Origin of the sequence: Methanoculleus sp. UBA374 (assembly GCA_002508705.1) — an archaeon.
Taxonomy (GTDB): Archaea; Halobacteriota; Methanomicrobia; order Methanomicrobiales; family Methanoculleaceae; genus Methanoculleus; species Methanoculleus palmolei.
Genome location: DAYL01000033.1, coordinates 305,384 through 329,845 on the forward strand (window position 1 = coordinate 305,384; position 24,462 = coordinate 329,845).

The 24,462-nt window shown below is 63.9% G+C and carries 28 protein-coding genes and 1 tRNA gene; 19 read left to right on the top strand and 10 right to left on the bottom strand.

The window, feature by feature from the left end:
• The 6 genes from BRA42_RS13095 to argH all read right to left on the bottom strand — a co-directional run bounded on the left by BRA42_RS13095 (position 1) and on the right by argH (position 5,900).
• Positions 1-528, bottom strand: coding sequence for a nitroreductase family protein (locus tag BRA42_RS13095; RefSeq protein WP_292409231.1), 528 nt, complete (start codon positions 526-528; stop codon positions 1-3).
• A complete protein-coding gene (locus BRA42_RS13100) occupies positions 515-871 on the bottom strand; it encodes a hypothetical protein (protein ID WP_292409229.1) in 357 nt (118 codons plus the stop codon). Before BRA42_RS13100 ends, BRA42_RS13095 begins: the two co-directional genes overlap by 14 nt.
• Positions 872-926: 55 nt before the next feature.
• Positions 927-1,232, bottom strand: a complete 306-nt coding sequence (locus tag BRA42_RS13105) for a DUF5350 domain-containing protein (protein WP_292409227.1) — start codon at positions 1,230-1,232, stop codon at positions 927-929.
• 102 nt (positions 1,233-1,334) lie between these two features.
• A complete protein-coding gene (gatE, locus tag BRA42_RS13110) occupies positions 1,335-3,194 on the bottom strand; it encodes a Glu-tRNA(Gln) amidotransferase subunit GatE (RefSeq protein ID WP_342771044.1) in 1,860 nt (619 codons plus the stop codon).
• Entirely contained in the window at positions 3,184-4,425 is a 1,242-nt protein-coding gene (gatD, locus tag BRA42_RS13115) for a Glu-tRNA(Gln) amidotransferase subunit GatD (RefSeq protein WP_342771047.1), read from the bottom strand. Before gatD ends, gatE begins: the two co-directional genes overlap by 11 nt.
• Positions 4,422-5,900, bottom strand: a complete 1,479-nt coding sequence (gene argH / locus BRA42_RS13120) for an argininosuccinate lyase (RefSeq protein WP_342771045.1) — start codon at positions 5,898-5,900, stop codon at positions 4,422-4,424. Before argH ends, gatD begins: the two co-directional genes overlap by 4 nt.
• 535 nt (positions 5,901-6,435) lie before the next feature.
• Between argH and BRA42_RS13125 the strand changes: the two genes are divergently transcribed.
• The 17 genes from BRA42_RS13125 (at position 6,436) to hisB (ending at position 20,095) form a co-directional block, all read left to right on the top strand.
• Complete coding sequence (locus BRA42_RS13125; RefSeq protein ID WP_292409221.1) at positions 6,436-7,428, top strand: ABC transporter substrate-binding protein; 993 nt, start codon at positions 6,436-6,438, stop codon at positions 7,426-7,428.
• A 134-nt stretch (positions 7,429-7,562) separates the two neighbouring features.
• Positions 7,563-8,339 (top strand): ABC transporter permease, encoded by a 777-nt coding sequence (locus BRA42_RS13130; protein WP_292409219.1) that lies wholly within the window; start codon positions 7,563-7,565, stop codon positions 8,337-8,339.
• A gap of 1 nt (position 8,340) precedes the next feature.
• Positions 8,341-9,102 carry an ABC transporter ATP-binding protein gene (locus BRA42_RS13135; RefSeq protein ID WP_292409217.1) on the top strand — a complete coding sequence of 254 codons (762 nt, stop codon included), beginning with the start codon at positions 8,341-8,343 and terminating at the stop codon, positions 9,100-9,102.
• Between the two features lie 61 nt (positions 9,103-9,163).
• Positions 9,164-9,676 (top strand): 50S ribosomal protein L16, encoded by a 513-nt coding sequence (locus tag BRA42_RS13140; RefSeq protein ID WP_292409215.1) that lies wholly within the window; start codon positions 9,164-9,166, stop codon positions 9,674-9,676.
• 95 nt (positions 9,677-9,771) lie between these two features.
• Positions 9,772-10,611, top strand: a complete 840-nt coding sequence (locus BRA42_RS13145; protein WP_292409213.1) for a fumarate hydratase — start codon at positions 9,772-9,774, stop codon at positions 10,609-10,611.
• Positions 10,608-11,153: a FumA C-terminus/TtdB family hydratase beta subunit gene (locus tag BRA42_RS13150; protein ID WP_292409211.1), complete on the top strand. Its 546-nt coding sequence runs from the start codon at positions 10,608-10,610 to the stop codon at positions 11,151-11,153. The genes BRA42_RS13145 and BRA42_RS13150 overlap by 4 nt, the downstream gene beginning before the upstream one ends.
• Before the next feature lie 11 nt (positions 11,154-11,164).
• Positions 11,165-11,437, top strand: a complete 273-nt coding sequence (locus tag BRA42_RS13155) for a 4Fe-4S dicluster domain-containing protein (RefSeq protein ID WP_292409209.1) — start codon at positions 11,165-11,167, stop codon at positions 11,435-11,437.
• Positions 11,434-12,534, top strand: coding sequence for a 2-oxoacid:acceptor oxidoreductase subunit alpha (locus tag BRA42_RS13160; RefSeq protein ID WP_292409207.1), 1,101 nt, complete (start codon positions 11,434-11,436; stop codon positions 12,532-12,534). The genes BRA42_RS13155 and BRA42_RS13160 overlap by 4 nt, the downstream gene beginning before the upstream one ends.
• Entirely contained in the window at positions 12,531-13,319 is a 789-nt protein-coding gene (locus BRA42_RS13165) for a thiamine pyrophosphate-dependent enzyme (protein ID WP_292409205.1), read from the top strand. The genes BRA42_RS13160 and BRA42_RS13165 overlap by 4 nt, the downstream gene beginning before the upstream one ends.
• On the top strand, positions 13,316-13,864 hold the full coding sequence (locus tag BRA42_RS13170; protein ID WP_292409203.1) for a 2-oxoacid:ferredoxin oxidoreductase subunit gamma: 549 nt from the start codon (positions 13,316-13,318) through the stop codon (positions 13,862-13,864). The genes BRA42_RS13165 and BRA42_RS13170 overlap by 4 nt, the downstream gene beginning before the upstream one ends.
• Positions 13,851-14,936: a succinate--CoA ligase subunit beta gene (locus BRA42_RS13175; RefSeq protein ID WP_342770717.1), complete on the top strand. Its 1,086-nt coding sequence runs from the start codon at positions 13,851-13,853 to the stop codon at positions 14,934-14,936. The genes BRA42_RS13170 and BRA42_RS13175 overlap by 14 nt, the downstream gene beginning before the upstream one ends.
• Positions 14,933-15,799: a succinate--CoA ligase subunit alpha gene (gene sucD, locus BRA42_RS13180; RefSeq protein WP_292409199.1), complete on the top strand. Its 867-nt coding sequence runs from the start codon at positions 14,933-14,935 to the stop codon at positions 15,797-15,799. The genes BRA42_RS13175 and sucD overlap by 4 nt, the downstream gene beginning before the upstream one ends.
• A complete protein-coding gene (locus tag BRA42_RS13185) occupies positions 15,796-16,608 on the top strand; it encodes a DNA integrity scanning protein DisA nucleotide-binding domain protein (protein ID WP_292409197.1) in 813 nt (270 codons plus the stop codon). The genes sucD and BRA42_RS13185 overlap by 4 nt, the downstream gene beginning before the upstream one ends.
• Positions 16,609-16,668: 60 nt before the next feature.
• Positions 16,669-17,871: a methionine adenosyltransferase gene (locus tag BRA42_RS13190; protein WP_292409195.1), complete on the top strand. Its 1,203-nt coding sequence runs from the start codon at positions 16,669-16,671 to the stop codon at positions 17,869-17,871.
• Positions 17,872-17,900: 29 nt separating this feature from the next.
• Positions 17,901-18,800 carry an ATP phosphoribosyltransferase gene (hisG, locus tag BRA42_RS13195; RefSeq protein ID WP_292409194.1) on the top strand — a complete coding sequence of 300 codons (900 nt, stop codon included), beginning with the start codon at positions 17,901-17,903 and terminating at the stop codon, positions 18,798-18,800.
• A 4-nt stretch (positions 18,801-18,804) separates the two neighbouring features.
• The gene (hisA, locus tag BRA42_RS13200) at positions 18,805-19,524 is read left to right on the top strand and encodes a 1-(5-phosphoribosyl)-5-[(5-phosphoribosylamino)methylideneamino]imidazole-4-carboxamide isomerase (RefSeq protein WP_292409290.1); all 720 of its coding nucleotides are present in this window, start codon (positions 18,805-18,807) and stop codon (positions 19,522-19,524) included.
• A complete protein-coding gene (gene hisB, locus BRA42_RS13205; RefSeq protein WP_342770718.1) occupies positions 19,511-20,095 on the top strand; it encodes an imidazoleglycerol-phosphate dehydratase HisB in 585 nt (194 codons plus the stop codon). The genes hisA and hisB overlap by 14 nt, the downstream gene beginning before the upstream one ends.
• A gap of 10 nt (positions 20,096-20,105) precedes the next feature.
• Here hisB and nth read toward each other — a convergent pair whose 3' ends face one another.
• The 3 genes from nth to pyrH form a co-directional block, all read right to left on the bottom strand.
• Entirely contained in the window at positions 20,106-20,774 is a 669-nt protein-coding gene (nth, locus tag BRA42_RS13210; RefSeq protein WP_292409190.1) for an endonuclease III, read from the bottom strand.
• 5 nt (positions 20,775-20,779) lie between these two features.
• A tRNA-Pro gene (locus BRA42_RS13215) sits at positions 20,780-20,854 on the bottom strand.
• A 54-nt stretch (positions 20,855-20,908) separates the two neighbouring features.
• Positions 20,909-21,613 carry a UMP kinase gene (gene pyrH, locus BRA42_RS13220; protein ID WP_292409188.1) on the bottom strand — a complete coding sequence of 235 codons (705 nt, stop codon included), beginning with the start codon at positions 21,611-21,613 and terminating at the stop codon, positions 20,909-20,911.
• 172 nt (positions 21,614-21,785) lie between these two features.
• Between pyrH and amrS the strand changes: the two genes are divergently transcribed.
• Positions 21,786-22,799, top strand: coding sequence for an AmmeMemoRadiSam system radical SAM enzyme (amrS, locus tag BRA42_RS13225; protein ID WP_292409186.1), 1,014 nt, complete (start codon positions 21,786-21,788; stop codon positions 22,797-22,799).
• The gene (locus BRA42_RS13230; RefSeq protein WP_292409184.1) at positions 22,780-23,271 is read left to right on the top strand and encodes a Mut7-C RNAse domain-containing protein; all 492 of its coding nucleotides are present in this window, start codon (positions 22,780-22,782) and stop codon (positions 23,269-23,271) included. The genes amrS and BRA42_RS13230 overlap by 20 nt, the downstream gene beginning before the upstream one ends.
• Positions 23,272-23,346: 75 nt before the next feature.
• On the opposite strand, the gene BRA42_RS13235 is transcribed toward BRA42_RS13230, so the two are convergent.
• Positions 23,347-24,399, bottom strand: a complete 1,053-nt coding sequence (locus tag BRA42_RS13235) for a hypothetical protein (protein WP_292409181.1) — start codon at positions 24,397-24,399, stop codon at positions 23,347-23,349.
• Between the last annotated feature and the right edge of the window lie 63 nt (positions 24,400-24,462).

Below are 24,462 nucleotides of genomic sequence, written 5' to 3' on the forward strand. Positions count from 1 at the left end.
CTACCAGGTCTCACGGTGCGTGTGCTCGTCCACCGGCATACGCTCCATAGGTTCGAGCGGCGGCGTTCCCCTGCCGACCGCGAGAAGCGCGACGGGACGGACATGCTGGGGGAGGCCCAGGGTCTCGCGAACAGAGTCTTCGTTGAACGCCCCGGTCCAGCACGAGTGCAGGCCCCGGGCATGTGCGGCGAGCATCATATACGTGCAGGCGATGGTGGCGTCCTGCACCGCGTAGAGGATCCCCCGCTCCCCGTAGTGCGACATGGACCGTACGTAGTTCGCACAGACCGCAAAGACCGCAGGGGCCTCCCGGATGTGCACCTGCTCGAAGGCCGCGAGCGCAAGCTCCTCCCTCGCGTCTTCGTAGGTTACGATGACGACGTCCCATGCCTCACGGTTTCCGGCGCTCGGCGCCGTTCTCGCAGCGGCGAGGATGTAGTCGATATCCTCCGGGTCAAGCGGTTCCCCGGAGTATTCCCGAACCGACGACCGCGTTTTTAAGAATCGAAGAAAATCAGATGAGTTCATGCTCTTTGAGCGTATCCCACGCAGCCTGTGCGGCGGTCGTAACGGCGCTGACGCCTCTGCTCAGCCGTTCCGACGCGGCGCCCAGTTCCATGCTCTCGGTGAGAGCGATCGCTTCGTTGAGGTGATCGATGGCCTTCTTAAATTCACCAAGTTCCGTGCCCCCATACGCAAACTCGAGCTCCGAACGGATTGACTCGAGCACCATCACGAGCATCCGTTTTCCGCCGGGTTTCTCCTGGAGCGGAAACTGGATCAGGGCTGTCGTCAGGTGCGACCCGACAATCAGTTCGGATTTCGCCCGTTCGGCAAACTGGTAGACCCTGACGGCGGTTTTGAGATCCATACTCATACTGGAACTCGCTAGTATAAAAAGTATCGAAAGAGAAGAGCGGGACGGCTTATCTTGATTTCTGCTTGGTCCCGAGAGCCGACACCTTGGCGCGCCGTATACACCGGCGTACCCGTGCGTCCATGGTGGGGGCGCCTCCACCTCGGCCTCGGCCGCCGCGTCCACCCCGTCCGCCGCGTCCGCCGCGCCGGGAGTCCTGTCCTTCCCTGTTTGCTCGTTTGAGGATAGCCGCCGCAGGCTTGAACCGCTGGTTCGGGCCGGGTCTCTTCACTTCGCCTTCACTTGCAGGGACGAGTCGTATCTGCCCCTTTACGCCCTTAACCTGGGCCCACTGAACACTTCCTGTCTTTCCCATGATAGAACTCCTTTATGATTATGAACTGACCCTCTGATAAAAGTAACCCGGAGCCCGGCCGGGACAGACCGGGTCCGGGGCGGGAGGCAATCGTTCCGGAGATCAGGCGAGTAATTCTTTTAGTTCGCGCCTGAGGACCTCGCTGACGACCTTGCCGTCCACGCTCCCCCTGAGTTCCTGCATGACGACCCCCATCAGGGGACCAAGTGCGCCCATGCCCTTCTCGCGGGCGAATGCCTCCCGCTCGGCCACGATGCGGTGCACGATCGCTTCCACATCGGCCCGCGACACGGCGGGGGCCATCCTGGCAATGGCTGCATCCACCCGCTCCCGGGGCGTTCCGCCGCCACCGCCCGCCGTCCGGGCGAGTTCGGTGATCAGGTCGGGGATCGCCTCCTTTGCAGCCCGGCCGGCTTCCACGGCGGAGAGGAGGGTAAGGATCTCCTCTTTACTCACCCGGTCGACGGCCACGCCGTCGCGGGCAAGTTCCCGGCAGGTGGCAAGCAGTGTCCGTGCCGCGGTGGTGGGGCGGACACCGGCGGCGACGGCCGCTTCAAACGTCGGCAGCCGCTCGGAGAACGCCATCTGGTGCGCCAGCGCCTCGTCAAGCCCGAACGCCCTGACAAACCGCTCCGCCCGGTCGGTCAGAAGTTCGGGCACCGCGATGCTCTCCCAGCGGTCCTTATCGATCTCAACCGGAAATACGTCGGTCTCGGGGTACATCCGTGCAGCTCCGGGAAGCGGGCGCATGTAGGCCGTGCTCCCTTCTTCCAGCATCTTCCGGGTCTCCTCGGGCACGCCGGAGAGGGCCATCTCCGCGCGGATCATCACCTGCTCGATCGCGCAGCCGGCCCGCTCTCTTCCCGCCGCCACGATGACGACGCAGTCCTCTTCCGCGGCACCGACGACCTCCCGCAGCCGGGCGACCTCCTCTGCGGTGACGCCGTAGGCGGGGAGTTCGTCGGTGTGGAAGATCCCGCCGACGCCGCACTTCTTCGCGTAGTCCGACATCTCGCTCCCGAGGCGGCGGCCGGGCTGGATCTCCCGCCCGACGAGACCTGCAAACCCGCAGAGCCGGATAGCGAGGATGGACTTTGCCTTCTTCAGGATGGAGGATGCCGTTCCGGCAAAGAGTTCGGTGACGTCGACGACGGTGTGGTCGACCCGTGCGCCGCGCTCCCGTAAAGCGTCGCGAACGGCAAGGAGGTTCGTCTGCCGTTCGACCTCGCGGCTGACCACCTCGGCGATGAGGTTGAGCTCCTGAACGCCCTTGATCTCAACCCGTGCGCCGCCGGCGATGGAGACGTTGATGTCCTGCCGGATCGTCCCGAGGCCCCGTTTCACCCGGCCGGTGGAGCGGAGCACCATGCCGATATACTCGGCGATCCGCTGGACGGCCTTTGGGGTGTGCATGCAGGGCGCGGTGGTGATCTCGACGAGCGGGATACCCAGGCGGTCGAGTGAGAAGGTATCGCCCTCGACCCGTTGCGCCGCCTCCTCTTCCAGGCATATCGTCTCGATCCGGCAGCCGTCCGGGAGGGCGCCGGAGAGCGCAACGAGCGCCGTCCGCTGGAACCCGCTGGTGTTCGAACCGTCGATGACGAGTTTTCGCATCGTCTGCACCTGCTCGACGGGGGTCATGCCGAGCATCTTCGCTATCGTGAGGCAGACTTCGAGCGCCTCGGGGTTCATCGGGGCAGGAGGCTCCTCGTCGTGCTCCACCAGACAGACCGTATCGTAGGTATAGTAGCAGAACTTCCGGACGAGTTTCATCTCTTCCCGCGCCGCCCGGTCGATCTCACCGAGTTCGCTCTCCGTCGCCCGGAGGTAACGGTAAAACTCTCCCGTCCGCTCGCTGGTGTCCCGGAGAAGGGTCGGGCACCGGCAGAAAAGTTTCTCGGCGGTGTCGAGTTGCTGGTGGATCTCGATCCCGGCTTTGAGGCCGAGTTCCTTATAGTCCATTACTCGACCTCCGCCGGATCTCGCCCGCAAGGTCGGTCTGCATCAACTCGCCCGCCCGTTCGGGGTCTTTTTCATTCCCGAGCACCCACATCAGTTTGACGAGCGCCGCCTCGGGGAGCATGTCCTCCCCCTCAACCACGCCGGCGGCAAGAAGGTCTCTTCCGGTGTTGTAGACCCGGTCGCAGACCCGGCCGTGCAGGCACTGGGACGTCATGACGACGGTCGTCCCGTCCTCGATCATATCCCGGAGCGGGGGTATCCACTCCGTCGCCACGTGCCCGAGCCCCGTCCCCGATATGACCAGGCCCGCGTAGCCCTCAAAGGCGTCGAGGACCGCGGCGGGCATACCGGGGTAGAAGTTGAGGAGGGCGCAGCGCTCTTCGAGCGCATCGTGGAGTTCCGGCTCCCCGGTCCCCCGCCTGACCGCCTCGTCCGAGAGGGCGACGGAGAGGGAGGGGTAGTCGACGTAGCCGAGCGGCGCCATTCCCATGCTCCGGAAGGCGTCGCGCCGGGAGGTGTGCATCTTCCGGACCCTCGTCGCCCGGTGGATGGAGCACCGGTCGTCGTTCGTCGTCGCGTGCATCACCACCGCCACCTCGCCGAGGTCGCCGGCAGCGACGGCGGCGCTGCAGAGGGCGTTCATGGCGTTGTCGGAACTCGGGCGGTCGGCGGACCGCTGCGACCCGACAAAGACCACCGGCACCGGCGTCTTCAGCATGAACCTGACGGCCGCCGCCGAGTAGGCCATCGTGTCGGTGCCGTGGGTGACGATCACCCCGGAGACCCCGTGCCGGATCTCGTCGTAGACCGCCCGGGCAAGTTCCTGCCAGAGCGCCGGGCGCATGTTCTCCGAGAGGATGCTTGCGACCTGGCGGTCGCGGTAGCGGGCGATATCCCCGAGTTCCGGGATCGCCCGCAGGATGTCGCTCGCCGAGAACTGGCTCGTCACGGCCCCTGTCCGGTAGTCCACCCTGCTTGCGATCGTCCCGCCGGTGGAGATGATGGCGAGTTCCGGGAGGTCGGGGTTCTGGATGACGACTCCGGCGCCTGCCGGCGGCTGCGGAGCAGCGCGCTCAATCAGTTCGATCTTCTCGGGGGATGTCCCGATGTTGTAGCCGTTGTCCAGTTTGACGACGGCCATCCCGTCACGCTCGGTGATGTAGGTCCCGGTGAGGGCGGTCCCGCCGCTCGCGTACCGCACCAGGTCGCCGGTTTGCAGAGTCTCCGTTATGCTACCAGCCTCCGTGATTCAAGGATAAGGTGTTCAAGCGCTTGATTGAGCGCCGCATCGGTCTCCTCCGCCCATATCGCATCGCGGCGGAGGAGTTCTTTTTGTTCGGAAAGTTGCACCGCGACCGCCGCGGGCGCCGGGCCGCCGACGATGCCCCGCACCGCGACGGCGTGACGTGGATCGAGGGCTGCATCGATCCGCTCCTGGGTGACACCCAAGCCCACGACCGAGAGGCCGGCCGCTTCCCGTGCGGCGCCTTCGAGCGTGGCGAGGTCGAGCGAGCCGTGTCTGACCGCCCGCCCGACGATCCGGTGGGCGGTGCGGAAGGGAAGCCCGTAGTCCCGGACGAGGACGTCGGCAAGTTCCGTCGCGGTGGAGAAACCCCGGCCCGCCTCGGCGGCCATCCGCCCGGTGTTGAAGGCCGCAGAACCGATCATGCCGGAGAGAAGCGGGATGCTCTGCCGGACCGCCTCCACTCCCCGCCAGAGGTGCGGAGTCGCCTCCTGAAGGTCGCGGTTGTAACTCATGGGGAGCCCCTTCACGATGGTGACGGCCGCGGCAAGCTCCCCGGCGACCGATCCGGCCTTCGCCCGCATGATCTCGGCAACGTCCGGGTTCTTCTTCTGGGGCATGATCGAGGAGGACGAGCAGTAGGCGTCGTCCAGCTGGACGAACCCGACGAACGCGGTGCTCCAGAGGACGAGTTCCTCACAGAGCCTGCTTACCGTCGTCATGCAGGCGGCGGCGGCGGCGAGCACCTCGATGACGAAGTCCCGGGCGGCGACCGCGTCCATGCTGTTTCGCGCCGGGCGGGAAAAGCCAAGGAGGGCGGCGGTGTAGTTACGGTCGAGCGGAAAGCCGGTCGAGGCAAATGCCGCCGAGCCGAGCGGCGATACGTCCACACGGGCGTACGCCTCCCGGAGCCGGGCCGTATCGCGGGAGAAGGCCTGCTCGTAGGCAAGAAGGTAATGAGCCAGCGTCGTGGGCTGGGCGTGCTGGAGGTGGGTGAAGCCCGGCATCACCGTCTTCGTATGGGCGGCGGCAACGCTGAGCAGGGTCTGCCGCAGGTCGACAAGCGACCGCACGAGGGCGATGATCTCCTCTTTGAGCCGCATCCTCACGCAGGTGGCGACCTCGTCGTTCCGGGACCGCCCCATGTGGAGGCGGCCGCCGACGTCCTCCCCGACCCGGTCGATGAGGTAAGCCTCCTTTCCGGCGTGGATGTCCTCGAACCGTTCGTCGAACGCCTCTTTCGGGAGGCCGTGGTCGTGGAGGTCGAGGAGCGCCGCCATCAGCGCCCGTGCCGGTGCTTCTTCGATGATCCCCTGCCGGGAGAGGCCGAGGAGGTGTGCCATGTCCACGAGAAGGTCCACCTCCGCGATCCAGCGGTCGGCGTCCATCGAGGCAAGAAAGTGCTCGAGATCGCCCGAACGTTCGCCGGAGAGACGGCCCTGCCGAATCTGATCCGTTCGCATCCTATCAACAGTCCTGCCTGTACCGTTTGGCTCTATAGAGATTAAAACCACACCCGCGGCGGCGGGGAGGATACCGGAGGGGGTGCGATGCCCTGGGCGTGACTGCGGACGGTGCAGCGGACTTGAGTGCCCGAAAAATTCGAGATGAGTCTTGTTTTGATCTCGACTGCCGGATCGGTGGATGAAAAGGGCTCCGTATGCCGGACCCGGGGTATATCGCCGCAAGAGGGGGGGCAACGGGGAATGCGGGCCTGAGAAACTCGGAGAGTTTCGAAGGGAGTGCCTCTTTCTCTCGGGCGCGATAACCGCTGGAAAGCCGGTGAACGGGCAAAGCCCCAAACGTGCCCTCCTCATCCCCGGCATCCTCTCTCCGGGAAGGAGGCCGCCCCGTACGCATGGATTACCCCATAAGGAAAACAATTGGTCAAAAATTTCTACTATAGTATAACAAAAACCCTCATTTTCGATAAAACTATATACTGACAATATGAAGACTACTCACTATACTTGCAACTATTACCTATGGAAGATGCTTATGAGACCAATTATTGCAGTTGTTCTGGCCGTGGCCCTGGTTGCAGCGTTTGCATTTGTCTCCGGGTGCACGGGAACGGATACCGGCGACGTGACGCACCTACGGATCGGCTACCAGCCGAGCACTCACCAGACCGCACACATGACCGCGATGGAGAAGGGATGGTGGCAGACCGACCTTGCGCCCCTGGGCGTCACTCAGGTGACCGACTATAACTTCCCCACCGGGGCGCCTGAGATGCAGTCGATGCTTGCCGGGGACCTTGATGTCGCCTACGTAGGCTCCGCCCCGGTCATCGCGGCCGTGAGCAGCGGACTTGACGCCAAGATCGTTGCAGCGGTGCAGACGCAGGGGTCCGACCTGGTGCTCAGGAACGAGATCCCCTACTCGACCCCCGCAGACCTCGTGGGTAAGAAGATCGCAACCTTCCCGCCGGGGACGATCCAGGACACCGTTCTCAGGACCTGGCTTGAGGAGAACGGTGTCGACCCCGCAAAAGACGTCACCATCGTCGCCATGGACCCCGGCGCCGCCACCACCGCCATCTCCGCAGGCCAGGTCGACGGCGTCTTCCTGCCCCACCCGTCCCCGGCCGTCATCGAGGCGGAGGGCACGGGAAGAACCGTGGTGCAGTCGGGCGAGATGATCAAGGACCACTCATGCTGTGTCCTCGTTGCGAGCGGCTCCTTAATCCGCGAGCACCCGGAGATCGTCGAACAGATCGTTAAGACGCATATCAATGCGACGGAGTACAACCGCGAACACCTGGACGAGGCCGCATCCATCTACTCAAGGAAGACCGGACAGGACGTCGAGACCGTGAAGGCGTCCTTCAGGGACTGGGACGGCACCTGGACCACCGACCCGCGGGTCATCGCGCCGTCGGTAGTCGAGTACACGAACCTTCAGTACGACCTCGGCTACATCGACAGGCCTCTCACCGAGGACGATCTCTTCGACTTCTCGTTCTACGAGAAAGCCCGGGAATCATAACCCGGGACCTCCCCGCTTTTCCCTCCAAAAGTATCTTTTAGAGACATGCCGATGAAATAAGGGAAGAACCTTCCGGAGTGAGCCCGTCTTCACCCCGCCTTCCGGCAGGTAACCCACGCAGCGGAACTGAAGCCATGAACAAAAAGACACAGAAACGATTACTCGGCATCGCATCGATCATCGTCGTGGCGGTGATCTGGCAGATCGTCGCGGAATACGTGGTGGGGCAGTCCTTCATCCTTCCGAGCGTCAGCGACGTCCTCGGCGCGTTCGTCGAGCTTTTAGAGTCCGGCACCTTCCTCACCGACACCATGGTCAGTCTTGAACACTTCGGGATCGGACTCATCGTGGCGCTCCTCCTCGGCATTCCCATCGGGGTTTTGATGGGATGGTTCCGGGTGGCGGACTTCCTGCTCGACCCGATCATCGAGATCCTCCGCCCCATCCCGCCGCTCGCCTGGATTCCATTCGCCATCATCTGGTTCGGGCTCACCAGCCAGGCGGCGGGGTTCGTCATCTTTGCCGGAGCGTTCTTCCCGATCCTGACCGCGACCTATTCTGCATTTCGGGGCATTCCGAAGGTCTATGTCGAGGCGGGCAAGGTGCTCGGGTGCGACACCTCCTTTGAGGTGATCCGCTACGTCGCCCTTCCCGCAGCCGTCCCGTCGATCGTCTCCGGCATCAGAACGGCCATGGGCGTAGGGTGGATGTGCCTTGTGGCCGCCGAGATGTTCGGCGTCTCCACGTACGGCCTCGGCTACCAACTCTGGCACAACTACTACCTCCACCAGATGCCCGAAGTCGTCGCTTACATGTTGATCCTCGGGTTCCTGGGCCTCTTTATCGACCGGATCTTCCGAAACTACGTGGACCAGCGTCTCCTGCGGTGGCATGCAGGGGAGGTGGCTTAGCATGAGCGGGGTTAAGATACAGGGGATCAACAAGGCTTTCCCGAAGGAGGACGGCACCGTAACGCAGGCGCTTGCCGGCGTTACCCTGGATATCCGGGACAAGGAGTTCGTCTGCCTGGTCGGGCCGTCGGGGTGCGGGAAGACGACGCTTCTCCGGATCATCGCCGGGCTTGAGACCGCAACCGCCGGGAGCGTGACCGTCGACGGCCAGCGGGTCACCGGCCCGGCCCCGACGCGGGGGATGGTCTTTCAGGAGTACTCCCTCTTTCCCTGGCGGCGGGTGATCGACAACGTCGCGTTCGGCCTGGAGATGAAGGGCGTCGCAAAGGAGGAGCGCCGGAAGACGGCGGAGCGGTACCTCGAGATGGTCGGCCTCTCTCAATTCCGGGACGCCTACCCCTACGAACTCTCCGGCGGGATGCGGCAGCGCGTGGCGATAGCCCGGGCGCTTGCAAACGATCCCGAAGTCCTCCTCATGGACGAGCCGTTCGGCGCCCTGGACGCCCAGACCCGGAACAAGATGCAGAAGGAACTCCTCGCTCTCTGGGGCCAGACGAAGAAGACGATCGTCTTCGTCACCCACAGCGTCGACGAGGCGGTTTACCTCTCCGACCGGATCGTCGTCCTCTCCCCGCGGCCGGGGACGGTCCGGGAGGTTATCCCCATCCCCTGGCCGCAGCCGCGCGACCGGACCAGCGCCGAGTTCGCGGAAGTCCGCCGGAGGGTGCTCCGGATGATCGACGAGAGTGAAGACTTCTCGTAAGGTTTATTAGAGGAGATCTCAATTTTATAAAGGACTCATAGATCGGCAGGAGTTTTTAAAGATGGTACGAAAACCAGCGAAGATGTACAGGAATCTCGCAAAGAAAGCATATACACGCAGAGAATACATGGGCGGCGTTCCGGGCAGCAAGATTGTGCAGTTCGATATGGGCAACCTCAGCCAGGATTTCCCGGTTGAGTTCTCAATCGTCGCCGAGGAGACCTGCCAGATCCGCCACACGGCCCTTGAAGCCGCTCGTATCAGCATCAACCGGCAACTCCTCAAGGAAGTAGGGAGGGTAAACTACCATTTAAAGATCCGGACCTTCCCGCACCACGTTCTCCGTGAGAACAAGCAGGCGACCGGCGCAGGAGCGGACCGTGTCTCGGAAGGAATGCGCCTCGCCTTCGGGAAAGCCGTCGGCACCGCGGCACGGGTTGAACGGGGTCAGAAAGTCTTCACCGTCTGGACAAGCCCGCAGTATGCCGAGAAGGCAAAGATCTCTCTCCAGCGCGGCATCTACAAGATCCCGACTCCCGCAAGGATTGTCGAAGAGCGGGCACCGGAAGCATAAATCCGCACCCAGTCCCACCCTTTTTCCGGGGAGCAACCCGTAGATCCGGTACCCGTGGGAATGTGGATTATTATAAACCCTTCCCGCCAGTATACATGATGATAAATTCGGCAGATTCGACACTTTCGGGCGCACTGGCAGAGGCTACAGAGAGAGCCCTCGTAGAGGCCGAGCTCCGGCTTCCTCCCGACGTACTTGCAGTGCTCCGGCGGGCGGCGGCGACCGAGAGGAACGAGATCGCACGCCAGGAGTTCACGAACATCCTGGAGAACGTCGAACTCGCCCGGGAACGGCGGGTGCCGATCTGTCAGGATACCGGGGTGCCGGTCGTCTATATCACCCTGCCTCCCGACGTTCCGTTCTCCGCTTCCCTCTTTACGGGGGTGCGGGAGGGGGTGCGCCGGGCGACGGCCGCGATCCCTCTCCGCCCGAACGTCGTCGACCCGCTCACCCGGGAAAACACCGGGGATAACACCGGTGTCGGGGTGCCGGTCGTCCACGTGGCGCCCGGGGACCGGTTCACGGTGACGGTGCTCCCGAAAGGTGCAGGCTCCGAGAACGTCTCAAGGATAGGGATGCTTCTCCCCTCGCAGGCGGCGGAGGTCCCGAAGTTCGTCGTCGAGACGGTGCTCCTCGCGGGAGGCAGGCCCTGCCCGCCCGTCATTCTCGGCGTCGGGATCGGCGGGACGTTTGACGCGGCGGCGGCACTTGCAAAAGAAGCCCTGCTCCTCCCGGTCGATACCATGGACCGTGACGAGCAGGAGATCTGCGATGCGGTCAACGCCCTCGGTATCGGGCCGATGGGTCTCGGCGGCGATACGACGGCGCTTGCGGTGAAGGTGAAGCGGGCGGACTGCCACACCGCGTCCCTCCCGGTGGCGGTGAACGTGCAGTGCTGGGCCTGCCGCCGGGCGACCGTGGAGGTGCGGTGGTGACGGACCTCGTAACGCCGCTCGGCGACGAGGTCCTCTCGCTCCGGGCCGGCGACCGGGTCACCCTCTCCGGGACGATCTACACCGCCCGGGACGAGGCCCATCTCCGCATGATGAAAGAAGGCATACCCTTCGATCCGAAAGGCGCCGCGGTCTATCACTGCGGCCCGGTGGTGAAGGGCGATCGCCTCGTCGTTGCCGGGCCCACCACGTCGGCCCGGATGAACGCCCTCACGGGTTTCCTCATCGACGCGGGCGTCCGGGTCTTCATCGGCAAGGGCGGGATGGGGCCCGAAGTGGTCGAGCAACTCCGGGGGCGCGCCGTCTACCTCGCGCTCACGGGGGGGTGCGCCGCGCTCGCCGCCTCCCGCCTGCTTCTATCCGGCGTCTACTTCGAAGACCTCGGCATGGCTGAAGCCGTCTGGGTCATCAGGGCCGATCACCTGCCGCTGACGGTCGGAATCGACGCCCACGGCGGCGATCTCTTCCGCGCCGTACGCGAGAAAGCGAAAACACAATTTCACCAGCGATTCAATACCATGTAGGATGCCGTCTCATGAAACTTGTCATCGATGAAAGCCGCTGCAAAGGCTGCAACCTCTGCGTGCTGGTCTGCCCCTATGGGATCTTTCAGGAAGGGACGGAACTCAATCGCCGGGGGATCGTCTCCCCGGTCCTCGACCGCCCGGAACGGTGCACGAACTGCCGGCTGCAGGCCCTCTACGGGCGGACGCTCTGCGGGGTCTGCCAGATGATCTGCCCCGACCAGGCCATCTCCTGGGTTGACGAGAAACCGTTCGAACCGCACCGGGTGGAGGTGGAGTTTTGAGCCGGGTTGAGTTCATGCAGGGAAATGCCGCCTGTGCCGAGGGTGCGCTTGCCGCGGGGTGCCGGTTCTTCGGCGGCTATCCGATCACGCCGTCGACCGAGATCGCCGAGACCATGGCCCGAAGACTCCCGAAAATCGGCGGGGTCTTCATCTCCATGGAGGACGAACTTGCAAGCATCGCCTCGGTGATCGGGGCCGCCTGGACGGGAACAAGGGCGATGACCGCGACAAGCGGCCCCGGGTTCTCGCTGATGATGGAGAACATCGGCTATGCGGCCATGACCGAGACGCCGTGCGTCATCGTCAACGTCCAGCGGGGCGGCCCGAGCACCGGCCAGCCGACGCGGGCGGCGCAGGGGGACATGCTCCAGTGCCGGTTCGGGTCGCACGGCGACTACAGCACCATCGCGCTCACCCCGAACTCCGTTCAGGAGATGTTCGACCTGACGGTGAAGGCGTTCGCCCTCGCGGACCGGTTCAGAGTCCCCACATTCCTGATGGCCGACGAGATCGTCGGCCATATGCGGGAGCGGGTGACCATCCCCGACGCCGTCGATATCGCCCCCCCGCGACCGCTTGCGGAAGGTTCTCTTCCGTTCGAGGCCGGTGCCGACGGCGTTCCCGGGTTCGCGCCCTTCGGCTCGGGGAGGTCCGTCCACGTGACGGGCCTCACCCACGACGAGCGGGGTTACCCGGACACGACCGACCCCGAAGCGCACGCGAAGCTCGTGCGCAGGCTGGTCGCGAAGGTCGAGTTGGCCCGCCACGATATCGCCGACTACGAGGTCACGAACCCCGATGCCGGGACGGTCTTCATCTCCTACGGTGCGCCGTCACGGGCGGTGGAGCAGGTGATCCACGACCATCCGGACGACACGGTCGGCCACCTGCGCCTTCGCGTCGTCTGGCCGTTCCCGGAGCGTGCCCTGCAGGAGTTCCCGAACGCCGACGTCTTCCTGATGCCGGAACTGAACATGGGCCAGATGGTGCGGGAGGTCCAGCGCCATGTAGACCGGCCGGTCGTCTCCCTGCCGAAGATCGGGGGAGAACTCCACACCCCCGCCGAACTTGCGCGGGCCCTGGAGGCGCACCGATGACCGCGCCCGACTGGCTCCGGAAAGACCGCCTGCCCCACATCTACTGCACCGGGTGCGGCAACGGGACGGTCATCAACTGCACCCTTGCGGCGGTGGAGGAGATGGGCTGGAAGCGGAACGAGACGGTCTTTATATCCGGGATCGGGTGCTCTTCCCGCGCTCCCGGGTACATCCTTACCGACTCGCTCCATACCACGCACGGGCGGGCGCTCGCCTTCGCCACCGGGGTGAAACTGGCACGCCCGGACTTCAACATCGTCGTCTTCACGGGAGACGGCGACCTTGCCGCCATCGGCGGGAACCACTTCATTCACGCCTGCCGCCGGAACGTGGACATGACGGTGGTCTGCATGAATAACCTGATCTACGGCATGACCGGCGGGCAGGGGAGCCCGACGACCCCGCCGGGAGCGTTCTCGACGACGACGCCCTACGGGTCGAGCGAACCGGCCTTCGACCTCGCGGAACTTGCCGTGGCGGCGGGCGCAAACTACGTCGCCCGCTGGACTTCCTACCACGTCAAGGAACTCACGAAGGCCATAACCGCCGGAATGCAGACGCCGGGACTCGCGTTCGTCGAGGTGAGGACCCAGTGCCCGACGAATTACGGCCGCCACAATAAACTCCGGCGCGTCTCGGACATGATCGAGTATCTCCGGAGCCATGCGATGCTCGTCGAGAAGTACAACCGGACGGTCGCGGAGGGGAGACCGATCCCGGACGGGACCTTCACCGTCGGGGAACTGGTCCGAAGGAGCCGGCCGGCGATGGGGGCGCGCCGATGAGACACGAGATCCGGTTCTCGGGATACGGCGGGCAGGGGATCATCCTCTCCGCGGTCATCCTCGGCCGGGCGGCGGCGCTCTACGACAGCAAATACGCCGTACAGACGCAGGTCTACGGCCCTGAAGCCCGGGGCGGGGCCTCGATGGGGCAGGTGGTGATCGATGATGCGCCCATCCTCTACCCCGAAGTGGCCGACCCCGACATCTACGTCATCATGTCCCAGCAGGGGTTTGAGAAGTACGGAGTTCGGGCGCGGGAGGACGCGGTCATGCTCCTTGACGCCGACCTGGTCCGGTCGCGTCCGATCTCGCGTTACTGCGAGATCCCGGCAACGGCGGAGGCTAAGGGGACCCTCGGCCGGGAGATCGTGGCAAATATCGTGATGATCGGCGCTCTCGTGGCCGCAACCGGGGTTGTGAGCAGGGAGGCGATCGAACGCGCGGTGCTCGACAGCGTGCCGAAAGGCACCGAAGATCTGAATCTCAGGGCACTGAAGCGGGGATTTGAACTCGGTGAAAGGGGTCGTAAAGATGAAGCTGCTTGAATTTGAGGCAAAAGAACTCTTCAGGGAGGAAGGCATCCGGGTGCCGAGGGGCCTCCTGGTCAGCGAGCACGAGGAGATCCTCCTCCACATGAACGAACTCGGGAAAAAAGTCGTCGTCAAGGCGCAGGTGGACGTCGGCGGCCGGGGCAAGGCCGGCGGCGTCCTCATGGCCGACGCCTCCAATGTCGTCGAGACGGCGCGGCACCTTTTCCACACCCCGATCAAGGGCGTACCCGTCCCCCGGGTTCTCATCGAGGAGCGCCTCGCGATCGAGCACGAGTACTACGTCTCCATCGCCATCGACCGCTCGGCGAAGCAGCCGGTGATCCTCTTTGCCGACGTCGGCGGCGTCGAGATCGAGGGGACGGCAAAGGAGAACCCCGATGCGATCAGAAAGATCACGTTCTCACCCCTGCTCTCCGATGTCCCGAACTTCCTTCTCCGTGAACTCACCGGGAACGTCCCGGACGGCGTTCGGGAGATGATCAATAAACTCTATCATGTCTTCTGCAAGAAGGACGCTCTTCTCGCCGAGATCAACCCGCTCGTGACGACGCCGGAAGGAGTCTACGCGGCCGACGCGAAACTCATCATCGACGACAACGCCCTCGCCCGCCAGGGGATAGCGGTCAATCGCGACCTCTCGGAGCGCGAGCGTGAGGCGGAGAAGCACGGGTTCTCCTATGTGGAGCTCGGGGGGACCATCGGCGTCATCGGCAACGGCGCCGGGCTCACGATGTCGACGCTCGACCTTATCGAGTATTATCACGGACGGGCGGCGAACTTCCTCGACGTGGGAGGCGGCGCCGACCAGGAACGGGTGATGCACGCCGTCCGGCTTGTCGCGAGCATGCCCGGGGTCACGGTGATCGTGGTCAACCTCCTTGGGGGCATCACCCGGTGCGACGAGGTGGCGAAGGGCATCATCGCCGCCGACGTCACACCGACGGTCATCGTCCGGATGGCCGGGACAAACGAGGAGGAAGGGCGGCGGCTGCTTGCCGAGCACGGCTACCGGATGCTTGAGAGCATGGATGCGGCCGTGAAGACGGCGCTGGAGGTCGCAGCATGATCTACGGAGAGAGATCCCTTGGCGTGATCGTGCAGAACATCACCGGCAGGCAGGGTCGGTTCCACACGGAACTGATGAACGACTACGCGCGCAAGGTCGGCGGCCGCGGCGTCGTCGCCGGGGTCGCGCCCGGCAAGGGAGGGCAGGAGGTTCACGGCGTGCCGGTCTACGATACGGTAGCGGAGGCGCTCCGGGAGCACGACGCGACCGCAAGCGTCATCTTCGTCCCGGCGAGCGGCGCGGCCGACTCGGTCATGGAGGCGGCGCACGCGGGGATCGATCTAGCCGTCGTCATCACCGAGCATATCCCGGTTCACGACGCCATGAAGGCGATCTCCTACGCAAAACTCCACGACTGCACGGTCATCGGCCCGAACTGTCCGGGTTTCCTCTCGCCGGGAGAGTGCAAACTCGGGATTATGCCGGCCCATCTCGCCACCCGGGGTGAGGTCGGCGTCGTCTCCCGGAGCGGCACCCTCACCTACGAGGTGGTTGACGAACTCACCCGTGCCGGTATCGGCCAGAGCACGGTGGTCGGGATCGGCGGCGACCCGGTGATCGGCCAGACGTTCGTGGACGTGCTCGCACGGTTCGAAGAGGACCCGCAGACGCGGGCAGTCGTCGTCATCGGCGAGGTGGGAGGCAACCTCGAAGAGGAGGGCGTCCGGTCGACGGACCTCCCCGTCGTCGCCTACATCGCCGGCGTGAGCGCCCCGCCGGAGAAAAGGATGGGCCACGCGGGGGCGATCATCGAGGGCGGTGAAGGCGACGCACGCTCCAAGGTGCGGCGCATCGCCGCCCTCAACGTCCCGGTCGCGTCCCGGCCGTCGGAGATACCGGGGTTGGTTCGGGGGGTGCTATGAACGGCGACCTGATGCTTGCCACCGCCTGTGAGGTGGCGGCGAAGATCGGTGCACGGGCGGTCGTCTCGTTCGTCGAGCCGGCCTCGGTCCCCCCGGGCGCGCCCGATATTCAGATCATCCGGGTGCAGGAACTGCAACTGGATGTCTTAAAGGACCTCACCATGCACGATATCCTTGAGGTGAGCGAGCGGCATATGCTTGACGCCGCCGTCCACCTCTACCTCCGGCGAAACCTGGAGAGCGGTCTCGTTGTCGGAGTCTTTCCCTACGCCGTCATCATCTACGACATCGAGGAGGGGAAGAACTTCATCAATCTCAAGGATTTTTCCGATATCGTCCCCCGCGAGGTGCTCCACGCGGCCCTGACGCTCGCCCTCGAGATCGCGCTCGAAGGCAGGGAAGGAAGGGCCATCGGCACCGCGTTTATCATCGGAGACCCGGAGGAGATCTTCAAGCATTCCCACCAGGCGATCCTCAACCCCTACCAGGGCCAGCCGGCCGCTCTTCGAGACATCAAGAACAAGGATAACTGGGAGAGCGTCAAGGAATTCGCCCAGCTGGACGGCGTCTTCGTCATCGATAAGAACGGCGAGGTGCGGGCGGCGGGGCGCTACCTGGACGTCACCGGGCGGGGCATCTCTCTTCCCGGGGGCCTTGGAGGGAGGCACCGCGCAACTGCGTCCATCACGCACGAGGTCCCGGTCGTCGGGATCACGGTATCCGAGAGCGGGGGCATGGTGCGTGTCTTCAGGGACGGCAATTGCAAAATAGGAATCCGCTCCGACATTCATCTCAGGAGTAATGGTTAGAAATGGTTATATGAGTTGCAATCATTTCTCTTATATTACTTTAGAACTACGGTGGATTTGATGACCAGGAACATCAGCGTTGAAGGGCTTGACCAGATCCCGATCGAGAAGCAGCGGATTGAACTCGTAGAACGGAAATGCCTCGGGCACCCTGACAGCCTTGCGGATGGTGTCGCGGAATCGATCAGCCGGGCGCTCAGCAGGTCATACCTGGAGGAGTGCGGCAGCGTCCTGCACCACAACACCGACCAGGGCGAGGTCGTGGCGGGGGAGTCGATCCCGCAGTTCGGCGGCGGCCGGATAACGAAACCGATCTACTTCCTCATCTCGGGCCGGGCGACCAGGACCTTCAACGGCGTGAACATCCCCGCAGACGCGATTGCCGTCGAAGCGGCACGAAGTTACATCAAAAAGATCCTCCCTATCATCAACATGGACCGCGACGTCATCGTCGACTGCCGGATGGGGAACGGGTCGACCGATCTCCGGGACGTCTTCCGGTCCTGCGAGGGCAAGGTCCCCCGGGCGAACGATACCTCGTTCGGTGTCGGGCACGCACCGTTCAGCGAGGCGGAGAGCATCGTCAAGGGTGTTGCTGCGTTCATCGACGACGAACTCCGCCTGAAGTATCCCGTCATCGGTCAGGACTGCAAGATCATGTGCCTGCGTGACGGCGACGTCATCACTCTCACGATCGCCATGGCGTTTGTAGACCGCTACTGCTCGAGTCTCGCCGAGTACGTCGAACAAAAGAATGTTCTGACGGAGCAGATCGCTCTCGTTGCAAAACGGTTTACACAAAGGAAGGTCAACGTCGCTATCAACACCGCCGACGACCTTGAGGGCGGCAGCGTCTTCCTGACGGTCTCGGGCACTTCGGCCGAGATGGGCGACGACGGGTCCGTCGGCCGGGGCAACCGTTCGAACGGGCTGATCACCCCGAACCGCCCCATGAGCATGGAAGCGACGAGCGGTAAAAACCCGATCAACCACATCGGAAAGATCTACAACCTCCTTTCGACGCAGATAGCGCAGGACTGTGTCAGGGAGATCGACGGCATCGAGGAGATGTACGTCCGTCTCCTCTCCCAGATCGGCTATCCGATCGACCAGCCGCATGTGGCAAGCGCCCAGGTCCTTACGAAACCTGGCGTAACCATCGGGTCCGTCAGGTCCGATATCGAGGGGATCATCGACGGGTGGCTGGAGAAGACCACCACCATCACCGAGAAGGTCATCCGGGGAGAACTCTCCACCTTCTAATCTTTTCCGGTCCGGAGTTGTCGTTATCCATGAATAAACCAGCATCCCGAAAGCCGGGGCTCGAGCCCGGGCTTGTCCGTCTTGCCATCCCGAACAAAGGGAGGATCGCCGCGCCCGTCAACGACCTGATCGAGAAGAGCGGTCTCCATCTGGTCGATGCGGGGGAGCGGAGGCTCATCACCCGGACCCGCGACCCGCACGTGGAGATCCTCTTCGCCCGGCCCATCGACATCCCGGAGTACGTGGCGAGCGGCGTCGCCGACCTCGGCATCACCGGGAGGGATATGGTCATGGAGCGGGGCTCAACGGTCGAGCAGGTGCTCGACCTGCAGACCGGAAGGGCAACGCTCGTCGTTGCCGTGCCGGAGGAGTCCGATATCGAGGCTGTTGCCGATCTTTCCGGGGCAACGGTGGCGACCGAGTTCCCGGGAATCACCCGCTCGTTCTTTGCCGGGCGCGGGATCACCGTGACGGTGGTGACCGTCGGCGGGGCCTGCGAGGCGACGCCGCACCTCGGGATCGCCGACGCCATCGTCGATCTCACCTCTTCGGGGACGACCCTCCGGACGAACCACCTCCGCGTCATCGAAGAGGTCCTTGACTCCACAACGATCCTGGTTGCAAATCCCGCCTCTCTCACGGCTAAACGCGAGAAGATCGACGAGATCGTCCTTGCCCTCGAGAGCGTCATCCGGGCGGAGGGGCAGTGCTACCTGATGATGAACGTGCACCGGAGCGCTCTTGCAGATGTGAGACAGGTGCTGCCCGGCCTCTCCGGCCCGACGGTGATGGACGTGGCGTCCGACGAGAACCTGGTCGCCGTTCATGCCGTCGTGAAAGAAGAACGAGTTTATCAGTTGATCAATCAGTTAAAACGGGCCGGCGCAAAAGACATATTAGTCATGCCCATTGAACGGATCATACGTTGAGAAGATGGAGATCTATCCTGCAGTCGATATCCTGGACGGGCGGTGCGTGCAACTCGTACAGGGGCGGCCTGAGGCGGCGACGGTCTATGGGGACCCGGCCGCCTGGGCGCATCGGTGGCTCGATGAGGGGGCGGACGGCCTCCACATCGTCAACCTTGACGGGGCGTTCGGCCGGGCGCAGAAGAACGCCGACCTGATCCGGGCTTTCATCGGGGAGACCAGCGCTTTCGTCGAACTCGGCGGCGGGGTCCGGAACGTGGAGGACGCCGCCGGGTGGCTCGATACCGGCGTCGACCGGGTGATCCTCTCGACCCTTGCCGTCCGGTCGCCGGAGACGATCCGGACGCTTGCCGATGAGTTCGGCAGCGCCCGGGTCATGGCGGGGATCGACGCCCGGGGAGGCGAGGTGATGATCGAGGGGTGGAAGCAACCGGCGGGGAGTTACCTCTCCTGGGCGGAGCGGTTCGAGGACCTCGGCGCGGGAGCGCTCCTCTACACGAACGTGGAGCGAGAAGGGCTCCAGCAGGGGATCGCACTCGGTCCGGTGACGGACCTCCTCCGCCGGACGGGTATTCCGGTCGTCGTCTCGGGCGGGATATCGAGTCCGGGGGACGTTGCAGCGCTTCGCGGCGCCGGAGCTGCGGGAGCGGTGATCGGGTCGGCCCTCTATGCCGGGAAGGTGCGTCTTTCGGATCTTCTGGGGGCGGCTCATGCGGAAGAGTGAGGTCCACCGCACCACGAGGGAGACCGATATCGATCTCTCCCTCACTCTCGACGGTACCGGGACCGGGACCGTCGAGACCGGAATACCGTTCTTCGACCATATGCTCACGTCGTTTTCCCGGCACGGCCGGATGGACCTCACCGTTCGGGCGGCCGGCGACCTTGCGGTGGACCCCCACCACACCATCGAGGACCTCGGGATCGTCCTCGGCACGGCCCTTGCCGAAGCGGTCGGGGACGGACGGGGGATCACCCGGTTCGCCGACGCCGCCGTCCCGATGGACGAGGCGCTCGCCCGGGCGGCGCTCGATGTGGGCGGGCGGGGATACCTCGTCTTCAATGCCGCCTTCTCGCCGGCGGGCCCGGGCGGCATCCCCGGCGACCTCATCGAACATTTCTTCTACAGTTTCTGCACCAATGCCGGGATCACCGCCCACATCACCGTCACGGGGAGGAACGACCACCATATGTGTGAGGCGGCGTTCAAGGCGGTTGCACGGGCGCTCCGGGCGGCCGTGGCGGTCGACCCCTCCATGATGGGCGACGTACCGAGCACGAAAGGCACGTTGTGATCCGGGGCCCTTATTCTTCGTCCGGGGGTTTCCCGGCACGCAACTCCCGGCAGTACCGGCAGAGGTCGGCGACGACGCACCGGTCGTGTTTCGGGTTCTGCGCCGTGCAGACAGCGCGCCCGTGGCGGATCAGGAGGTAGTTGATGTCCCGCCAGACCTCATGCGGGAAGAGCGCCATGAGGTCGCGCTCGATGACGGCAGGGTTCGTGCTGTCGGTAAACCCTATCCTCTTTGAGACCCGGCGGACATGGGTATCGACGGCGATGCCGACGTTGATCCCGAACGCCTGAGAAAGGACGATGTTTGCTGTCTTTCTCCCGACGCCGGGAAGCGTCTGCAGTTCCTCCATCGTCTGCGGAACTTCGCCGCCGAAGTCGGAGACGAGTTTCCTTGCGGTTTCGACGATGTGGCGGGCCTTTGTACGGTGGAACCCGATGCTCTTGATGATCGGCTCCACCTCCCCGGGTTCCGCGCGGGCGAGTTCCTCCGGCGTCGGGTAGCGGGAGAAGAGCGTATCGCGGACGGCGTTGACGGCGCGGTCCGTTGTCTGCGCGGAGAGGATGGTGAGGATCAGCGTTTCAAACGGGTTATGAAAGTTGAGAAAGTGGCGCCTGTCGTCGACGATGGGGTACTGCACAAGAAGACGACGGTATGCCTCACAGGCGGTTTCGCGGTTCATGCTGATGGGGCAGGGCAGATTTGAACTGCCGTCAAAGCGTCCCAAACGCTCTAGGATGGACCAGGCTACCCTACTGCCCCGGTGCCACCATACATTGGAAAAGCAGACAAAAATAGTTACCGATTGGGGACCGTTCAGGCCGGCAGGGGGTTTGAGTCTTCTTCGCACACGATGGTGCCGAGGGCGGTGCCTTCTACGATCACCCGGTAAAGGTTCTCCGGGTCGCGGCCGTCAAGGACCAGGAGCGGGATCCCGGACCGTTCGATGACCTTACCGGCCACGATGTCGAGCACCGTATTGGCACCCGCATTCATTCTGCACCCGGTTATGATATCGAGGAGTTCATGCGGCGTGAGGCGCTCATACCTCACCGCACCGGAGTTCGTCTTCGGGTCGGCGCTGTAGATCCCGTTGACCGACGTGGCGTTGATGAGGAGGTCGGCGCCGACGCTCTCGGCGAGGACCGCGGATACGGCGTCCGTTGTCTGTGCGGGGGTGATGCCGCCCATGACGACGATCTTTCCGGTCTCTGCAAACTCACGCGCTTCCGTGTAACTCTCCGCAACGCGCGGGTAGGCCGCATCTCCGAGTCCGGCCACGAGAAGGCGCGCGTTCAGCCGGGTCACCAGGATGCCGAACTCGTCCGCCGTCGCCTCATCGACACCGAGGTCACGGGCGACCTGGATGTACCGGCGTGCCTCCCCGCCGCCGCCGACAACGATAAAAAGCCGACATTTTCCAGCAATCCTTCTGAGAACAGAGGCGTATTGGCTGATATTGTTCGATTCGAGCGAAGGAACCAGAACCGAGCCACCCAGAGATACCACGATCTTCTTCATTCCACCCTATTATTATCCCCGATATCACTCATATATCTGTTGTGAAGATGCTGTACTCTTCTCCACGCGATTTCCACGGGGGCTCCGGGCTTTGCGGGTGGGGCGAAGCGCCGGCAGCGGCCCGCCCGCACCCCCGCAAGATAGATATCATGGTTCCTCTCACGCGGTGATCATGCACGAGGCGCGACTCTACCGGAAACTGGAGGATAACGCCGTCCGCTGTTCGCTCTGTGCTCACCGGTGCACCATACGGGACGGCAACGCGGGGGTCTGCGGCGTACGCATCAACCGCGGCGGCACGCTCTACGCCGCCACCTTCGGTAAGATTGTTGCCGAAGCGGTCGACCCTATCGAAAAGAAGCCGCTTTTCCACTTCCTGCCGGGGACCCTCTCCTACTCGCTCGGAACGGTCGGATGCAATTTCCGCTGCGAACATTGCCAGAACTGGACCATCTCCCAGGAGACGCTGGAAGCGCAGTCGCTCCGGGACCTCGACCCGGAGCAGGGCGTGGAGCGGGCGCTTGCATCCGGTTCCGCGAGCATCTCCTGGACGTATAACGAGCCCGCCATCTGGCACGAGTACCCGCTTGCGATGGGGACGAGCGCGCGCAAGCGCGGGCTCGGGACCGTCTACGTCACGAACGGCTATATCACCGAGGAAGGGCTCCGCGAGATCTCTTCGATGCTTTCGGCTTTTCGCGTCGATATCAAGTCGTTCTCCGACGCCTTTTACCGGAAGGTCTGCGGAGGGCGGCTGCAGCCGGTCCTCGACGCGACGGCTCTTGCAAAGGAACTCGGACTGCATGTCGAGACGGTCACGCTGGTCATCCCCGGGCAGAACGATTCGATGGAGGAGATGGAGGCGCTCATCCGCTGGGTGCTCGAGAACCTCGGGCCCGATACCCCGATGCACTTCACCCGGTTCCACCCCGACTACAGGATGACGGGCGTGAGGCCGACCGAGATCCGGGCCCTCGAGAAGATTTACGAGCGTGCGAAAGAACTCGGGCTCCACTACCCGTATCTGGGAAACGTCGGAAGCCATCCCTACGAGAACACCTACTGCCCGACCTGCGGCAGCCTCGTCATCGAGCGGTCGGGGTATGCGGTCAGGATGCGGGGGCTCAAAGATCATACCTGCACGACGTGCGGCGGGCGCATCGAGTATGTCTCGGAGATCCGGTGAAGCCCGGTTCCTGACCGACAGGATGCTCGGGACGCTCACCCGCTACCTGCGGTTCATGGGCTACGACACGATGAGCGCGAACAGCCTTGCCCCGGGCAGCAACCGGGAGGACACGCTCCTCCTCGAGATCGCCGCCCGGGACGACCGGCTTCTCCTGACCCGGGACCGCGAACTCGCCCGGCGGGGCGGGGCGCAGGCGGTCTACATCGAATCTGAAGCGCTCATGGATCAGGTCCGGCAGGTGGCCGACCGCGGGCTCATCGAGCCCGAGATCCGGATGTGCCGCTGTTCGCTCTGCAACACGTCCCTCCGGCCGGCCACCGCGCGGGAGATCCGGGAGGCACGCTACGCCCCACGGTCGGCCCGGGGGAAGGGGTTCTCGTGGTGCCCGATCTGCCGGAAACTCTACTGGATGGGTTCGCACGGCGACCGCCTTGAGCAGCGTCTGAAGAAGATGCGCCCCCCCTCCTGACCCCCGGCGTATGCAGAAGGTGCCGGTGGGTTTTTCCACAAATTTGATACCGGCCCCGGGAGCGGGAAGTTGTCCTCACGGCAGCATGACGGCTGCAAGGTGCTCCATCAGGCGGAACGGGTCCGACGCAACGACGGGTGTCCCCGCGTAAAGTTCCATCCCCCCGATATCCGAGGTCCGGGAATACAGGTCTCCCCGGTCCACCACCCATGCGACATAGTGACCCTTCCCTCCGAGCGGCGGCATATACACCGCCGCATTGTAACTCTGCACCCCTATGTTGTGGTAACACTCAAGTACTTTTGCGAGCGCAGGGGCGAGATCGCGCGGCGACTCCGCGAGGATCACAACTTCGTGCTCTTTTCTCGGGGTGAGGTGCGCCATGACCCGGGCGGCCCCGTAGACGAGCCCGAGACCGACGGCAGTGTGAACCGTAAAGAGGTCGTCGTAGTATTCGCTCCCGTATCGGCACCGGTACTCCTCCCTGATCCTCTCGATCCGTTCCAGAGCGGCATACGGACGGTGGGTGAGCAGGACCTGGGCATGGTTGTGCACGACGCTCGCCCCTGCACGCCATAGGAGGTTCCAGATGAGAAGGGGGTAGACCGCACGGGGGTCTATCCTGTGCGCGTCCTGGCACCACCGGATGGCCACGCTGATCATATCGGCTATCTGCGGTTCTGCCGTGATGTAGGGATTGTTCTCTTTCGCGATGATGACGGCATGGAGGTAATCGTACTTGGCGATGTTGCTTGCTGTGATCCAGTGGTCGCCGTCGATCCTCCCGAACGTATCGGCGGGCGTCTCTTCGAGGGGGTTTGCGAACGGCCCCTCCCCGGCAAGCACCTGCAGGTCCCGTGTCTCTTCGGTGCGTGGCGTCAGGACCGGACGGCGTGCCCGGACCGAATTGAAGAGCGTGCTCTCGCCGGTCTGGTCGTTGGTCACCCTGACGATCTGCTGGGTCTCGATATCGCCGTACTTCTCCTGCACCCATGTTTTCATTGCGTCGGGGAAGACCAGGTGTCCCGGTTCGACGTACCAGGAGTAGATCCGGGAGACAAGCACTTCCATATCCGGCGCGAGTTCCTGTATGATGCCCGGTAATCTGGTAATATCAAGTTGAGCCATAGAAATCCGGTATGCCGATCCTGTACCGATAAATATTCGCATCGGCCGGAGCAGGCTGGAAAA